Annotated in this window: 23 protein-coding genes; all 23 read left to right on the forward strand. The window is 32.0% G+C overall.

Features of this window, described 5'->3' with window-relative positions:
* Positions 1 to 4 precede the first annotated feature (4 nt).
* The 23 genes from KQI38_RS07630 to KQI38_RS07735 all read left to right on the forward strand — a co-directional run bounded on the left by KQI38_RS07630 (position 5) and on the right by KQI38_RS07735 (position 15,884).
* Entirely contained in the window at positions 5 to 550 is a 546-nt protein-coding gene (locus tag KQI38_RS07630; RefSeq protein WP_216557666.1) for a sigma-70 RNA polymerase sigma factor region 4 domain-containing protein, read from the forward strand.
* A 215-nt stretch (positions 551 to 765) separates the two neighbouring features.
* Positions 766 to 993, forward strand: a complete 228-nt coding sequence (locus KQI38_RS07635) for a hypothetical protein (protein ID WP_216557669.1) — start codon at positions 766 to 768, stop codon at positions 991 to 993.
* Positions 994 to 1,107: 114 nt separating this feature from the next.
* The gene (locus KQI38_RS07640) at positions 1,108 to 2,064 is read left to right on the forward strand and encodes a DUF4062 domain-containing protein (RefSeq protein ID WP_216557671.1); all 957 of its coding nucleotides are present in this window, start codon (positions 1,108 to 1,110) and stop codon (positions 2,062 to 2,064) included.
* Positions 2,065 to 2,156: 92 nt separating this feature from the next.
* Positions 2,157 to 2,867, forward strand: a complete 711-nt coding sequence (locus tag KQI38_RS07645; RefSeq protein WP_216557674.1) for a helix-turn-helix domain-containing protein — start codon at positions 2,157 to 2,159, stop codon at positions 2,865 to 2,867.
* Positions 2,857 to 4,110 carry a PBSX family phage terminase large subunit gene (locus KQI38_RS07650; RefSeq protein WP_216557677.1) on the forward strand — a complete coding sequence of 418 codons (1,254 nt, stop codon included), beginning with the start codon at positions 2,857 to 2,859 and terminating at the stop codon, positions 4,108 to 4,110. Before KQI38_RS07645 ends, KQI38_RS07650 begins: the two co-directional genes overlap by 11 nt.
* Positions 4,111 to 4,139: 29 nt before the next feature.
* Positions 4,140 to 5,525, forward strand: coding sequence for a phage portal protein (locus KQI38_RS07655; RefSeq protein WP_216557679.1), 1,386 nt, complete (start codon positions 4,140 to 4,142; stop codon positions 5,523 to 5,525).
* Positions 5,525 to 6,364: a phage minor head protein gene (locus KQI38_RS07660; protein WP_216557682.1), complete on the forward strand. Its 840-nt coding sequence runs from the start codon at positions 5,525 to 5,527 to the stop codon at positions 6,362 to 6,364. The genes KQI38_RS07655 and KQI38_RS07660 overlap by 1 nt, the downstream gene beginning before the upstream one ends.
* A gap of 11 nt (positions 6,365 to 6,375) precedes the next feature.
* Positions 6,376 to 6,522 (forward strand): hypothetical protein, encoded by a 147-nt coding sequence (locus KQI38_RS07665; RefSeq protein ID WP_216557685.1) that lies wholly within the window; start codon positions 6,376 to 6,378, stop codon positions 6,520 to 6,522.
* A gap of 30 nt (positions 6,523 to 6,552) precedes the next feature.
* Positions 6,553 to 6,726, forward strand: a complete 174-nt coding sequence (locus tag KQI38_RS07670) for a hypothetical protein (RefSeq protein ID WP_216557687.1) — start codon at positions 6,553 to 6,555, stop codon at positions 6,724 to 6,726.
* Positions 6,727 to 6,845: 119 nt separating this feature from the next.
* A complete protein-coding gene (locus KQI38_RS07675; protein ID WP_216557690.1) occupies positions 6,846 to 7,466 on the forward strand; it encodes a phage scaffolding protein in 621 nt (206 codons plus the stop codon).
* Positions 7,467 to 7,484: 18 nt separating this feature from the next.
* On the forward strand, positions 7,485 to 8,501 hold the full coding sequence (locus KQI38_RS07680; RefSeq protein ID WP_216557693.1) for a major capsid protein: 1,017 nt from the start codon (positions 7,485 to 7,487) through the stop codon (positions 8,499 to 8,501).
* Between the two features lie 44 nt (positions 8,502 to 8,545).
* Complete coding sequence (locus KQI38_RS07685; protein ID WP_216557696.1) at positions 8,546 to 8,764, forward strand: Rho termination factor N-terminal domain-containing protein; 219 nt, start codon at positions 8,546 to 8,548, stop codon at positions 8,762 to 8,764.
* A gap of 30 nt (positions 8,765 to 8,794) precedes the next feature.
* On the forward strand, positions 8,795 to 9,052 hold the full coding sequence (locus KQI38_RS07690) for a hypothetical protein (RefSeq protein WP_216557699.1): 258 nt from the start codon (positions 8,795 to 8,797) through the stop codon (positions 9,050 to 9,052).
* 1 nt (position 9,053) lies between these two features.
* Positions 9,054 to 9,668, forward strand: a complete 615-nt coding sequence (locus tag KQI38_RS07695) for a hypothetical protein (protein ID WP_216557702.1) — start codon at positions 9,054 to 9,056, stop codon at positions 9,666 to 9,668.
* Positions 9,668 to 10,021 (forward strand): hypothetical protein, encoded by a 354-nt coding sequence (locus KQI38_RS07700; RefSeq protein WP_216557705.1) that lies wholly within the window; start codon positions 9,668 to 9,670, stop codon positions 10,019 to 10,021. Before KQI38_RS07695 ends, KQI38_RS07700 begins: the two co-directional genes overlap by 1 nt.
* Complete coding sequence (locus KQI38_RS07705; protein WP_216557708.1) at positions 10,021 to 10,533, forward strand: phage neck terminator protein; 513 nt, start codon at positions 10,021 to 10,023, stop codon at positions 10,531 to 10,533. The genes KQI38_RS07700 and KQI38_RS07705 overlap by 1 nt, the downstream gene beginning before the upstream one ends.
* Complete coding sequence (locus KQI38_RS07710) at positions 10,530 to 11,531, forward strand: DUF3383 family protein (protein ID WP_216557711.1); 1,002 nt, start codon at positions 10,530 to 10,532, stop codon at positions 11,529 to 11,531. The genes KQI38_RS07705 and KQI38_RS07710 overlap by 4 nt, the downstream gene beginning before the upstream one ends.
* Positions 11,532 to 11,543: 12 nt before the next feature.
* Positions 11,544 to 11,951, forward strand: coding sequence for a phage structural protein (locus KQI38_RS07715; RefSeq protein WP_216557713.1), 408 nt, complete (start codon positions 11,544 to 11,546; stop codon positions 11,949 to 11,951).
* Between the two features lie 67 nt (positions 11,952 to 12,018).
* Entirely contained in the window at positions 12,019 to 12,303 is a 285-nt protein-coding gene (locus tag KQI38_RS07720; RefSeq protein WP_216557716.1) for a hypothetical protein, read from the forward strand.
* A gap of 7 nt (positions 12,304 to 12,310) precedes the next feature.
* Entirely contained in the window at positions 12,311 to 12,445 is a 135-nt protein-coding gene (locus KQI38_RS22290) for a hypothetical protein (RefSeq protein ID WP_276515558.1), read from the forward strand.
* On the forward strand, positions 12,446 to 14,770 hold the full coding sequence (locus tag KQI38_RS07725) for a phage tail tape measure protein (RefSeq protein ID WP_216557719.1): 2,325 nt from the start codon (positions 12,446 to 12,448) through the stop codon (positions 14,768 to 14,770).
* Positions 14,771 to 14,880: 110 nt separating this feature from the next.
* Positions 14,881 to 15,594 carry a zinc ribbon domain-containing protein gene (locus KQI38_RS07730; RefSeq protein WP_216557722.1) on the forward strand — a complete coding sequence of 238 codons (714 nt, stop codon included), beginning with the start codon at positions 14,881 to 14,883 and terminating at the stop codon, positions 15,592 to 15,594.
* A gap of 89 nt (positions 15,595 to 15,683) precedes the next feature.
* Positions 15,684 to 15,884 (forward strand): hypothetical protein, encoded by a 201-nt coding sequence (locus KQI38_RS07735; protein WP_216557725.1) that lies wholly within the window; start codon positions 15,684 to 15,686, stop codon positions 15,882 to 15,884.
* Positions 15,885 to 16,014: the final 130 nt, after the last annotated feature.

A 16,014-nucleotide genomic window follows, 5' to 3' on the forward strand; every position in this document is an offset into this window, starting at 1 on the left:
AGAGATGCAATTAAAAAAGGAAATAGAAGTTTGTATAAAGAAAACATCAGAGAAAACAGCTACAGAAGTTGTAGAGCTATTAAAAAAGCAAAGATTAATTAAATCTAATATGAGTTTTTACAAAAAGACAGAAATAGTGTTATATAATTATGAAAAATTAAAGTTAGCAGCAAAACAGAAAGATGAAGATATAAAATATATACAAGAAAATGGATTACCAGAGAGGTCAAAGTCAATAGTATTTTATAGTACTGCAGGTGGTAATGTAAGTGCTGGTGACAGATATGTAGAGTTAATAGAAAAATATAAAATTGAGAAGGCTGAAACTGAAAGGGATATAGTAAGAATAGATAATGCATTAGATAAAGTAAGAAATGATAAATACTTCAAGATAATAGAATTAAAGTATTTAAAACAAGAGGCTAAAACTGATGAAGAGATAGCAGAAATATTAGAGAAGGATCAATCAACCATAACAAGGAATAGAAATAGATTAATGAATTCAATAAAAATTATATTATTCCCAGAGAGTATAAAGGAATTTATGTAATCAAAAATCAATTTTGCATAATTCGTGCATAAAACGTGCCATTGTATGTATCAAAACCTTATAGTATTATGATATTGTGCAAAACTTTTCTAAATGTGTCTCAGAAAAGTAAAATTAAATAAGGATTTACATTAAATCTCACCAGTTCCCCGGTGGGATTTTTATTTACTCTAAAGAAATATACTCATAAATGATAACTAAAACGAGGTGAGAAGATGAATTCAAAGGAGTATATAGTTTATAAGTGTTTAAATTGCAATAAAAGTTTCATTCTTCTTGCCAGTGAAGTAAAACATGATGCAGAAGAGGACCAATACATAACTTGCCCCTATCATGGGAAACATAGAAAAATTGTTGTAACCGGAGCCTATGATTCCATAAAAGAATGTATGCAAGAGAGAAGTTATAAGAGGAATAAGGGTAAGATGAAGCAGATAAAATAGTTTTATCCGGATGGTGGAGCAACCTCATTTAATGGCTTAAAATAGCCAAAGTAAAAAATACTGGATTATTATCCCCTCTTTGGTATAATTATGGTAAAAAGGGGGAAAAGTCTTATGAATAAAAAAATATATCAAGTATTTGTAAGCTCCACATATACAGATTTAAAAGACGAGAGATCAGCAGTAGAGCAAGTATTAATTTCTAGTGATTGTTTGCCAATTGGTATGGAAAGATTTCCATCTTCTAATTTGGAACAGTTTGAATATATTAAGAGTGTTTTAAAGTATGTAGATTACTATATTTTAATAATCGGTGGCAGGTATGGAACTATAAATGAAGAAACAGGACTTAGCTATACAGAAATGGAGTATGATTTTGCTGTAGAACAAGGAATACCGATATTAGTTTTTTTAAAGGATGATTCTGCTATATCTATAGATAAAATAGATATTGAAAACACAGACAAATTAAATATGTTCATAAATAAAGTAACTAATAAGAGATTAAGAGGCAATACTTTTAAAGATATAAATGAGTTAAAAGTACAAGTTTTACAATCTATAACATCTGAAAAAAATATTTCTCCAAGACCAGGATGGGTACGTGCAGATTTCGGGGATCCAATGAATTTGCTATTAGAAAACAATAGATTAATGAAAGAAAATGAAGAATTAAAAAAACAACTTGAGGGATCAATATCAATTCAAGAACTAGAACGTGAAATTAAGTTACTGGTATTGGAAGGTAGGACAGTTGTATCTGATGGGCCTATTCCACTTCCTTTTTTCAAAAAAGAACGAGAAATTATTATAACAAAGCAAAAAAAAGAGATAGTAAAAATTCTTGGAGATAAGTATTTAAAAAGCGGTACTTTAAGAGAAAATGAAATAAGCAAATTAATTGTTGACAATTCGAATTTAAAGGGCAGTGACAAAGTTTTAAAATTGGATAAAAGTAGTGAAGAAGATATAAATAAGATATTATTAATAAATGATATTTTTTCATTAGATGATACAGGATTTAAAATTACCGAAAACGGAAAAGTAACATTAAGGAATCTAGAGAAGTAGAAACAGAAATAAATGTAAGAGCCTGTTGGCTCTTTTTTCATGCAAAAAAACATACATAAAAAAAACAAACTCAAATAAGTAGGTGGTGATCATTGGATGAAATCAGGATAAAAGCAAAACAAGACTATTTAGAGGGGATGAAGTATCAAGACATATGTGATAAATACAACATTTCAATCAATACATTAAAGTCCTGGATAAAAAGATATAAATGGTCTGAAGAAAAGAAAAACTATAACAAAAAGGGTGCACCCAAAAAGAAAAAGGGTGCACCCTTAAATAATAAAAATGCAGAGGGTAATTCTGGAGGAGCTCCACCTATAGGAAACATGAATGCAATTAAGCATGGAGCCTATCAATCTTTATATGCTGATATGTTAAGTACAGAAGATCAGATATTATTTAATATGATACAACCTTCTGTAAATATAGATGATGAAATAAAATTAATCAGACTTAAGATTGCAAGACTACTTAATAGAGAGAAAGATTTCTTCTACAATGCATTTGGAATTAAAGTTGATAAAGATATATCTGAGGAAGATAGAGTATCAGGTATTAATGCTTGTATGGACCAGCTTAGAAGACTTATTGAAACTAAAGCTTCAATGCTAACTGATACAGAAAAGTTACAGCTTGAGAAGGAGAAGTTTGAGTTTAATAAATATAAATCAGATATAGAGCTGCAGCTTAAGAAGGAAAAGTTGGAATTAGAGAAGATAAAGGCCCAAGGAGATGATAATAAGAAAAGTATCAGAGTGACCATAGTAGATGATATAGAAGGTGAAGAAGATGAGAGTTAAGCTTTCAGAAATAATTGCACCTTCATTTCATAATCTTCATGTAGATATAAAGAATAATAAATACACCGAATATATGTTAAAAGGTGGCCGTGGTTCCACCAAATCATCATTTACTGGCATAGAAATAATATTAGGAATGATGAGAGATGCAGAACGAGGTGAATTTACTAATGCAGTAGCATTAAGAAAAGTAAAAGACACCTTAAAAGACAGTGTATTTGAACAGTTGGCATGGGCAATAGAAGTATTAGGGGTTTCTGATGAGTGGCATATACCTCAATCAAAGTTAGAGATAACATACATTCCCACAGGACAAAAGATACTATTTAGAGGAGCAGATAAACCTAAAAAGATTAAATCTACTAAAGTAAAAAAAGGTTATATCAAATATATCTGGTATGAAGAATTAGATGAGTTCTTTGGTCCTGAAGAAATAAGAACCATAAATCAATCTCTTATGAGAGGTGGAGAAATATTTGTAGTTTTTTATACTTACAATCCACCAAAGAGTTCAAGGTCATGGGTAAACCAAGAAGCTAAGATTCCTAAGCTTGGAAGAAAGGTTCACCATTCAGATTATAGGTCAGTACCTAAGAGCTGGCTAGGGAAAGTATTCATAGCTGAAGCAGAACATTTATCAAAGACTAATGAAATGGCTTATAGGCATGAGTACTTAGGTGAAGAAGTAGGAACTGGATTAGAAGTATTTACTAATGTAACTTTAAGAGCAATAACTGATGAAGAGATTAAAATGTTTGATAAGATTAAGCAAGGTCTTGACTTTGGCTATGCAAGAGATCCAGTAGCGTTCGAGAAGATGCATTATGACAAAACTAGGAGAAAATTATATTTCTTCTATGAGTTTAGTGGTATTCAAGTATCTAATAGAAAATTATATAGCAAGATAAAGGAGCATGAATCAAAACTCACAATAGCAGATGGTGCAGAACCTAAATCTGTTGCAGAGCTAAAAGACTTTGGTATGAATATAAAGGGAGCTAAAAAAGGACCAGATTCAGTAGATTATGGAATTAAATTCTTATCAGAGGAAATTGAAGAAATTATAATAGATCCAGTAAGATGCCCTAGAGCTGCAAAGGAATTTATAAACTATGCATTAGAGACTGATAAGAACGGAGAGGTGAAAAATACTTATCCAGATAAAGACAATCATACTATAGATGCTGCAAGATATGGTCTTGAAGACGATATGAAATTCAATAAGCTAGAATTCTTAAGGTAGGTGATAATTTGATAACATTTAATGATCTAATGAAACAAAAGTTAATAAGTGAATCCAAAATAAACGATTCCAACATTATAATAGATTTAATTAACGAACACGATACCTCTCATATGATAAAAGGACATAATTACTATCATAATGAAAGTGAAATCCTTAATAGAAAGCAATATTATTACAAAGATGGATTTAAGACAGAGGATAATACTAAATCAAATCATAAGATACCTCATAACTGGCACAAATTATTAGTTGACCAGAAGGTATCTTTTTTAGTTGGTAAACCTGTAGTATTCCAATGTAATAATACTGATAAGGATGATAAAAGTAGCAAGGAATATGAAGAAAGACTTAATCTTATTTTAGGTGAAGAATGGGATGATAACCTCACTGAACTAGCTAAGAATAGCTCTAACAAAGGCACTGAATGGCTTCACATATATATTAATGAAGAAGGTAAATTCAAGTTTTTAATTATACCAGCAGAGGAAGTAATACCAATTTATGATACAAGTCTCCAAGAAAATCTAGAAGCAATACTTAGGTACTACTTAGTAGAGGTTAATGGTAAAGACAGGATAAGGGTAGAGTGGTGGACAAGGGACACAGTGACCTTTTATATTCAAAATGATAGTGGAGAATACGTATTAGATGATACAGAGTCTACTAATCCAGATAGTCATTATTATTATAATGATATAGGTTATGGATGGGGTAAAGTTCCATTTATAGAATTTCCTAATAATCAAGAAAGATATAGTGACTTAAAGTATTATAAAGAATTAGCAGATAATTATGACCTAAACGTATCTGATTTAGCTAACAACTTATCAGAAATACAGGAAATCATAACTATATTAAAAGGATATGAAGGAACTAAGCTAGATGAGTTCTATGAAAATCTTAGATATTATAAGGCTATAAAAGTAAGTGGTGAAGGTGGAGTTGATAAATTAGAATTAAATATTCCAATAGAAGCTAAAAAAGAACATTTAGATAGACTTGAGGAAAATATATTTTTATTTGGCCAAGGGGTGAATTTAAAAACAGATGTATTTGGGAATGCTCCATCAGGTGTTAGTCTTAAATTTATGTACACACTGTTAGATCTTAAAGCTAGTGTTATGGAAAGGAAGTTTAGAAAATCTATAAAAAGATTATTATGGTTTACTACTGAATATATAAACATTATTGATAAGAAGGATTATGATAGTGCTACTATCCAAGTTACTTTTAGAAAGACTATGATTACCAATGATAGAGAAAATGTTGAAATAGCTAAAAATTCTAAAGGAATAATTTCTGATGAAACAATAGTAGCTAATCATCCTTGGGTTGAAGATGTAGCAGAGGAATTAAACAGGCTAGAAAAACAAGCTACTCCTATTGACTTAGACAATCTAGGTGATGAGTAATGAAAGATAAGTTTGAGAAACTCTTTAAGGATTATGAGAAGTTAATAGGTAAAACTGAAAAAGATATATTAGTAAACTTTAAAGAAGCATTAACAGCTGCATATGAGTTATTAGGTGAACACTATAGGAAATTTGAAGAAGATGGGCAATTAACATATAGCGAAATGGCAAAATACAACCGATTAGAGAAGTTTTTTTATCAGTTAGACCTAATCATCAATGAAGGATATAAAAAGTCTTATAAAGGCATAGAGAATGCATTAAATGAAACTTATTTAACCTCATATAATGGAATGAAGGATATAGTAGAATTAACAGTAAATAAAGAGCTTATTCCTATAGTTAAAGAAGAAGTAATGCAAAGAGCACTGACAAATGATATATCAGGCCTTAGATGGACTCAAAGGATGAATCTCCATAGAGATACTGCAGTGTTAAAAATTAGAGAGACAGTAGCTCAAGGACTTCATCAAGGGGAGACATATTCTACCATGGCCAAGAGGTTAAACAATAGTTTATCTAAACAAGTAGTGAATCCCATGAGGATAGTTAGAACTGAAAGTCATAGGGTCTTTAGTGAGGCTAGGAAAGATAGTTTAGATAAGGCCAAGGATAAAGTCAAAATGACTAAGACTTGGATTACCGCTAGAGATGAAAGGGTAAGAGGTCGAAACCCAAAGGATGTTATGGATCATATATCTATGGACGGAGTAACTATTCCTTATAATGATGACTTTCAGCTTCCAGATGGTGCTAAAGGTTTTGCACCAGGTCAGATTGGAGACTATAATGACATAAACTGTAGGTGTGATTGGATTATAGATTTTATTGAGGATTAGGAGGTGCAAAAGTGTTAGATAAAATAATATGGTGTTTAAGGCAATTGTTTCCTTTAACTTATAGAACAACATATATAGAAAAAGGAAAGAAGCATTTCGTAGTGTGGAAAATGTGGTTTGGAAAATGCTACAAAGTTGAGGATTATATAATTGCATAATAGACTTTGTAGAAGATTAGGAGGGGTAAGATGGAAGATAATATAGTAATAAGGAATGGATTAATAGATCCTAATTATCCTGGAACAGTAGAAAAGATTATGAGAAAATACCCTAAATATTATCCAGTAATGATTTTGCCCGGAGAAATACATCTTACAAAAGTAAAAAATGAATCGAATGTAGTTAAACAGGCTCTTACTTAATTGTAGGTGCTTTTATTATGTTTAGAATCATCTTTTTGGCATTGGAGATGTAAAAGAACAAGACCTACAAGGACGGTCACTTGTAAAAAACGAATAGGAATAATAAGGAGGAAGTATAAATGACTTTAGAACAATTGATGGAAATGGGACTAGATGAAGAAACAGCTAAGAAGGTATTAAAAGCTTATCAAGACTCATTAAAAGATAGGTATATACCTATAGAAAGATTTAATGAAGTAAATGAGGATAAGAAAGAGTTAAAGACTCAAATAGAGGATAGAGATAAGCAACTAAAGGAATTAAAAATTAAAGCTGCAGGCAATGAAGAACTTACAACAAAGATTACAGAATTAGAAACTCTTAATAATCAGACTAAAGAAGAGTATGAGACTAAGATTACAGCATTGAGAAAAGAAACATCTATAGAGTTAAAGCTTAAAGATGAAAAAGCTAAAAATATTAAAGCAGTAAAAGCTTTATTAGACTTAGAGAAGGTTTCACTAGATGGTGATAATTTAATAGGATTAGATGAACAGTTAAAGGCTCTTAAAGAAAAGGAGTCATATTTATTTGGTGAAGACAGCATTAGAGGTAGAGGATCTAATCCTCCAGGAGATTCAGTAGGAGATGATTATAAAAAGAATCCTTGGAGCAAAGAACATTTCAATCTAACAGAGCAAGGTAAAATTTATAGAGAAAATCCAGAATTAGCAGCTAAGTTAAAAGCAGCTGCAAAATAAGAAAAGGAGAGAGGAATAATGAATACAAAATTTAAAATGAACTTACAACTACATGCAGGAATTACTAGAATACAAGATGTAATTCAACCAGAAGTATTTACACCCTATACAATCCAAAGGACTATGGAATTATCGGCATTAATCCAATCAGGAATAGCTGAGAATAATAGTGAATTTGACAACTTAGCAAGTGGACCTAACACTCTCATCAATATGCCATTTTGGGATGATTTAACAGGTGATCCAGAAGTAATGCATGATGAAGGAGACCATACACCAGGTAAGATACAAGCTAGACAAGACATGGCAAGAAAACTAGGTTTCGTAAAATCTTATGGTGTAAATGCTTTGTCAGCTATGCTTTCAGGTGATGATCCTATGGGTGCTATAGCTAATTTATTTGCTTCTTATTGGGAAAGACAAAATCAGCAAATATTGTTATCAATATTAGATGGAGTATTTGCAGCTGCAAATATGGCAGAAAAAGTACATGATATCACAGCATTAACAGGTGGAAAAGAACTAATTAATGGTAGGAGCTTTGTTGATGCAGCTCAGGTCATGGGAGATGCAAAAGATTTATTAACTGGTGTTATGATGCATTCAGTCGTAGAAGCATATCTTGTTAAAAATGACTTAATTGAGTACAAAGAAGATTCAAAAGGAAGTATGAGAATACCATACTTTATGAATAAGAGAGTTATTGTTGATGATGCTATGACTTTTGATTCAGTAACAGGAGCAGCAGAAGCTTATTTATTCGGTCAAGGTGCCATTGCATGGGGTAATGGTAAACATAAAGACATACAAGAAACAGAAGTAGTTAGAAGAGGAATGTCTCTGGCAGGTGAAGATATCCTTGTAAATAGAAAGATATCTATACTACATCCTAGAGGTATAAAATGGGTTGAACCAAATTTAGGAACAGAAAAAACATTCCCAAGTCTTACCGAGTTAGAAACTGGTACTAACTGGTCAAGAGTTTATGAACCAAAAGCAGTAAGAATAGTTAAGTTTATGTTTAAAATCGATTAATAGGGGAGCCTTGGCTCCTCTGATTATTTGTAGGAGGGAATAATATGTCAACAGCATTTGAAAGAAGAGCAAAGAGGTTGAGGGAACACGTTCTAAATCACAGCAAGCAAGAAAATGAATCAACTGGTGAAGAAAGACCACTAGAAGATTTAAAAGTAGAAGAATTGAAGGAGCTAGCTAAAGAGAAGGGAATTAAAGGCTCTAGCAATCTAAAAAGAGAAGAATTGATAGAGGTATTAAAAGAACAAGAGGATGAAGAATAATTTCATCCTCTATTATAAGTAGGTGTTTATATGAATGAAAATGAATTAAAAGAAGCTTATTTTGAATTAATAAAAGAGGATTTGAATAACTTTAGGGATATTAGTGAATTAGAAAATGCACCTAAACCAATTCAATTAGCAGTAGAAAAATTAATCAAATATGATTCTAAGGATAGAACAGTACAAAGTGAAGGAATTGCAGATTTGAAGATGAGTTATTTCGAGGTGAAAAACTTTCCAGCAGATGTGAAAGTGATGCTAAATCCTTATAGAAAGCTTAGGTGGTAGCATGTCGATTACCATTAAAGACACTAACAATATTGACAAGTATAAGAAGATTATTAAAGAATTATGCTCTTATAAGGTTAGGATTGGAATATTTGCTAGCGTAGATTCTGATTTAGTAAAGATTGCTGCAGCTCATGAGTTTGGTGCTAGTATTAAACCAAAGAATGGAAGATTTTTAACTATTCCTGTAAATAAAAAGGCTAAAGGAAAGAATCCAAGAGATATCTCAGATTTATTTGTTATAAGAGCAGAGAGTGGAGAGTTATTTTTGGCCAAAGAAAAAGGCAAATCAGATCTAGAATTTTATTATTGGTTAGCTAGAAGTGTTGAAATCCCAGAGAGGAGCTTTATTAGAAGCGGATTTGATGAAAGATTGCCTAAAATCGAAAAGGAGGCTACTAGATTAGTTAAAGATGTTCTAGTAATGAAGATCTCTCCTAGATTATGTTTTGAGTTATTAGGTGATTATATAGTTGGAGAACTTAAAGACTATATGACCAATTTAGATAGTCCACCAAATAGTACATTAACGAAAAACATGAAAGGTAGCTCGAATCCTCTTATTGATAGTGGTAGACTTAGACAGAGTATTTCCTATAAGGTGGTGAAAGCTTAATGGATTTCACAAATTTAATTAACAATAACAGTGAAACTATAACCATATATATATCAGAAGAAGGTAAAAGAGATTGGGATGATGGTGGAACTTGGAAAGAAGGTCCTCTTACTGAAAAAGAAGTACAAGCTGCAGTATTTCGAATAGGAATAAAAGGATTATCTACACAAATTCAATATGGTGAAGGTGGAAAATATGATATATCAGATATTAAGATATACATCTTACAAAAGTTATCTATAGGACAAAGAATTAAGTGGAAAGGTAAAGATTACACTGTATCCGAAGAATTAGACTATAGTAGTCATAGCAAAGATTTATATATCTATATATGTAAAAAGGGCGTGAGTTAATGGACTATAGGAAAATAAGAAATGATATTGTAAAAGGGTTGCGTATCTTCTTAGGTGTAGATATTGTCCCTACTGATGATATAGGTAAGAAACCTAAGTATCCATATGTTAGCTATAAATTCACAACTCTAAAGATACCGCAAGGCTCACATAATATATATAAAGATATAGTACCTTCAAGTAATGATAAGTTTGAGTATGATATCGAACATATCAGGACAGAACAACCTAAAATGGTTATATCTATTAGTGCCTACAGTACTGATGATGTAGAAAGTTATCAATTAGCTTTAAATATAGAATCTTGGTTTAAATTTCATGGATATGAATTCTTGAAAGAAAATGGAATAGTAGTGGTTGATACATCAAATATTCAAGACAGAACCATACAAATAGTAGATGATTATGAAAAAAGACAGGGTTTAGATGTTACTATTAGGGTTATGGATATACAGAAATTTACAACTGAAACAATAGAAGAAACTGAAATAAATAAGGAGGTAATTCAATGAAGGATTTTGTAGTTAATATTACAAAACAAACAAAGGCTATATCCCAAAAAGGATTTGGCCTTCCTTTAATTTTAGGAACAAGTAAAGATTTTCCGTACAAAGAATACGCAGAAATTGAAGGAATATCTAAAGATTTTGGAGTTGATTCAAAAGAGTATAAAATTGCTGCTAAAATATTCAGCCAAACCCCAAGTCCTCAAATGATAGCTATATATTCTATTTTGTATGATGAAGTAGCAGGAGAACCGAATAGCTTAGTAACAGCTTTAAACACACTGATAGAAACTAGTAACGATTGGTACTTCTTGACTTGTACTAATAACAGTGATGAAGTAGTACAGGAGTTAGCAAAATGGACTGATACCCAGATGAAAGTGTTCTTTATCACTACTCAAAACTTAGGGTTGTCAGCATTAATGGAAAATGAAAATACGGCTGTTTACTATCATAATGATGAAGAGGATTTTATAGGTGAAGGTCTAGTGGCTATAGGTGCGGTAAATAATCCAGGAAGTATTACATTTAAATTTAAAACAGTAAATGGATCTAAACCAGCCAATATAAATACAACAGAATTAAATCAACTTCATAAAGATAACGGAAATAGCTACATTAGGAAAATGGGTGTTTTGCAGACAACAGAAGGGAAAATGACCAATGGTGAGTATATTGATATTGTTATGGGAGTTCATTGGTTACAGTCTAAAATGGAAGAGGAATTAATGTATTTAGCAGTAAACAATAAAAAGATACCATACTCCAATGAAGGTATTAGTATGATAGTGGGAGTTATTACTTCTGTACTTCAAAGAGGTGCAGATATGGGGATTATACTAAAAGATGAAAATGATAAAGCAGTTTACGATATCAAGGTATTAAAAAGAGAAGAGGTACCCCAAAATGATGTAGCAAATAGAGTTTATAAAGGGATTACCTGGAATGCTAAACTTGAAGGTGCTATACATCTTTCAAATATCAATGGAACTGTATTGTACTAGGAGGTGTAATTAATGAGCGTTGAATTATATGATCCAAAACTAGTTAATTTAATTGTAGGTGGAATAATTATTACTGGATTTGCAGAGGATTCCTTCATAGCAGTAGAAAAGATGGAAGATACTTTTACTGAATATGTAGGAGCCAAGGGAGAAGTTTCTATGGCTGAAAATGCTAATGAAACAGGAGAAATAACTATTACATTAGCAAGGACAAGTCCAAGCATACCATATTTAAACAAGTTAGGTTTAGCCAAAGGTGAAAATGCCTTAGTTCCAGTTCAAGTAGTAGATCTAAATACAAATGCTACTAATGTAAGTGGAAATGATGCTAGAGTGAGGAAACCTGCAAATTTAGAACATGGAATAGAAATAAACGAGAGAGAATTTACTATATTTGTACCATATATGGATATGAGATAGGCACCTAAAGAAGGGTGTCTATTTTATTATCATAAATATTAATTAGAACATTAAGGAGGAATAAACAATGAGACAAAAAACAGTTAAAATAAATGGAGTGGAGTATAAATTACAAAGTATACCTTACAGGAGTTATCTAGATATAGTAGATAATAGCACTAATGAGAGAGGAGTTCTTATGAAGTCTGCTTATGCGGATGAGTTGTTCAAGCACTGTGTAGTAAATCCTAAGGTAAAATTAGAGGATTTTGATAATGATTATTCATCAGGTTATGAATTAATGAATGAGGTAGAGACCTTTCTTGGTTCCAGAGGTGAACCAGAGGAAACTAAAGAAGAGAGTACAGAATAACTCTTTAATGTGGGCATTAGTATTAAATAGTTGGTTAAGCTATGGTGATGCTTCTAAGATGGACTATGAAGAATTATTGGAAGCAGAGATGGCCATAACTGAATTTAAGAAGAAAAAGCCACAAAATCAAGGTGGTGAATAGATGAGTGAGAATTTAAGGGATGTAGCTGTTGGTATTGGGTTTGAAGATAATGCTACTGTCAGTTTAAATAAGTTAGATAAAAAGGTTGATAATATAGTAGACAACTTTGGAGCTATGGGTAAGGAAGTATCTAGGGCAAGTGTAGGAGTAGCTAACTTAGGAGATGGTGCCAGGAGAGCTACGAAAGACTTAGAAAAAATAGATAAAAGGCATAAACTTTGGCAACAAACTGCTAGCAGTATGGAAAAGGTACTGCATAGCAATGAAATGCAAACTGATGCACTAACACGAAAAATAGGTAGACTAGATAAAGAACTACAAAACTACCCAGAAACTTTAGGTAAAATTAGCAAAAAGTACGGAGAAAACTCTAAGGAAGTTGAAGAGTATAAGAATAATATTCTAGATTTAAGATTAGAGCATGCTAAGCTTAACAAAGAATTAGGTGGTCTTGGTGCTGCTAGTATGGGGAAAAATCTAACTAAGTTAGGTGGGGCAATGACATCTGTTGGAAGTTGGGGGACTACTAGGTTAAGCTTACCTATAGCTGGTGCACTAGGTACTAGTTTTAAAACTTTTGTAGATAGGCAAGATGCATTTTCTGGTGTAACAAAAACTGTAGATGGTACTAAAGCAGAACTCCAAGCTATAAAAAAAGAACTAGACTATATGGGAGCTAATACTATCCCTATAGCTACTACTGAATTATATGCTATGGCAGAAAGTGCTGGACAATTAGGAATTAAAACTAAAGATATTACCAAGTTTACTTCTACAGTTGCGAAGTTAGATAAAACAACTGACTTAGGAAGTAATGCCAGTGCCGACTTAGCACAGTTTGCTGGATTTACTGGTATGGATATTAGTGATATTGATAGACTTGGCTCAACTATAGTAGAGCTAGGGAACAATACAGAGACAACAGAATCTAAAATAGTTGATATGGCCATGAAAATAGGTGCAGCTGGTAAACAGGTAAAGATGTCTCATAGTGAAATAATAGGACTTGCTGCTAATTTTTCAAGTTTAGGTTTAGAGGCTGATGGTGGAGGTACTGCTGTATCAAAATTATTATTTGATATGCAAGAAGCTACCATGACAAGCAATAAGAATTTAGGCAAATATGCCAAAGTTGCAAAAATGACCACTAAGCAATTTAAGAAAGCTTTTGAAGACAATGCAGCAGGAGCAGTAGTAGCTTTTACAGAAGGGTTAGGGCAACTACAGGAAGAAGGAGCCAATGTTATAGGTTTGTTAAATGACATGGGTCTTGGTGAGGTAAGAGTAAGAGATGCTATCCTTAGAACAGCAGGAGCAGGTAACAAATTAAATAATATTCTTGCTATGGGAAATAGAGCATGGAAGGAAAATAATGCCTTAAATAAAGAATTTGCAAATATAGCTGATAATGCTTCATCTAATTTAATGTATGCTAAAAACAGACTAGGAGATATAGGAGAAGTATTAGGTAAAAATGTATTACCTTATGTAAATAAAGGACTTGACCTAGTTCATAAATTAGGGACTAAATTTGGTGATCTTGGAGAGGAAAAGCAAACCAAAGTATTTAATGGATTAGTAGGAGCTGCTGTTGCTAGACCAGTACTAAAAAAACTTGGAGGACTAGCCAAGGGACTGGGAGAATTAAATACTAAAGTATCTTCAGTAGGTGGATGGGGTCCGTATTTGACAGGAGCTGGTGCTGCATTAAAAGCATTTGCAACTGGACCTGTGGGAATAGCTACAGGAGCTCTCCTTGCTCTGGGAGCTGCATATGGAATAGTCAACTATGGTATTAAAAATGCTGATGAAATAGCTGCAAAAGTACAAAACCAAAAAGCTAATCCTAGAGTTGGAGGATTAAATGCTCCAGGTAAACCTATAAAAACAGAAGGATTACTATCCAATAGTGACAAGGCTAGACTTGCTAGAAGTGGAAACAACCAAACAACTGCTCCTAAGCATGATCCTAAGAGATGGAGTAGAATAGGCAGAAATGCTCTAGGTACTAATTACTGGAAAGGCGGACCTACTGAACTAGGTGAGCGTGGTATTGAACTTATAATAGGTAGACAAACACGTAACTTAGCCAATGGAGCAAAGGTTGTAAATTCTAGGGATACAGAAGAAATATTTAATAACTCTACGTCTAATAATTCTACTGTAGTTGAGGGGCATACATTTGCTCCGGTGATAAATGTTACTTTAGCTAATGGTGATAGGAAAGAAATTGAAAAAGTTAAAGATATATTAAGAAGAGAATTTGATCCTCTTATGGAAGACTTCTTCTATAGATGGAGAAACAAATTGGCTATGGCTGATTAAAAATATAAAACTGAAATACAGGATATTAAAGTGAGTTTTTGTTGCCATAAATCATTGATAAAAGACTAGTGATGGTATAAAATGGTAGAAAAACAAGGGGGAATGTTTTTATGGCATTAATATCTTGTCCAGAATGCACTAAAGAAATATCCGACAAAGTGAAAGCTTGTCCGCACTGTGGATATCCACTAGTAGAAGATAATATTGAAACACAGAAAGTGGAACTTACATCCGTCAATGTAAAAATAGAGGAAGGAAAAAAGAAAAAAATAGTTGGAAGATTAATAAGTTTTTTAATAATCATATCAATGCTAATTGGTGGCATTTGGTTATACAATCAAGAAAAAGAAAAGAAAAAAATAGAAGAATATACCTATAATGTTGATGAATTAATTAAAATAATGCATGCAAGTGTCTCAAAAGCAGAAGAATTACTTAATCTAACCTACAAAGTTTGGTATAATACAATATATGAGGAGTCAGATAGTGAAACAGATAAATACACACAAATTGATGAGGAATGGGTAGATGATTTTAATGTAGCAATAGAGAGGTTATATTTTGATAATGAGATAGATTCAGAGGTAAAATCAATGGAATATGCACAGAAAAGAATAGAGAAAGATGTAAAAGAATTAAAGAATATACCAGATGAATATGAAAGATCATACGAAACAATATTGGAACTATATAATGTATATCAAAAAGTTATTGATTTAGCAAGAAATCCAAAAGGAAACCTTAAGTCATTCGGAGAAAGTAAGGATGAAATAATAGACAAATATATAGATATATATAGAAGGTTAGAAACCCAGTTACCTTAGCAATAGAGAGTAAGTTACAAATTAAATATATAATCTTCAAGTCTAACTTATTATGGTATGTTGTTGGTATTGCTAAGGGGGTAGATTAAATGAGTAATCAAGAAGAAAAAATAAGAAAGCTAGAAGAAAGAGCAGATAGATATAAGAAAACTGGTGCGAAATTGGATAAACTAGGTACTAGAATGACATTTGCATTCACTTTTCCTATATTAGGATTTTTTATATTTGGATTTTATGGATTATTAGCAGGCTTAGCAATAGGAATAATAGGATTAGCTATAGTAAAATAAAGCACTTACTTAATGAACCGACCCCCAAAAGTTAGACCTAAGAATCTAACTGATGGGAGGTCGGTTTTTAAATGGCAAAATATAGTTATGAATTTAAGATGAAAGTTGTACAAGAATATTTAGCTGGAAA

Origin of the sequence: Tissierella carlieri (assembly GCF_018917285.1) — a bacterium.
Lineage (GTDB): Bacteria > Bacillota > Clostridia > Tissierellales > Tissierellaceae > Tissierella > Tissierella carlieri.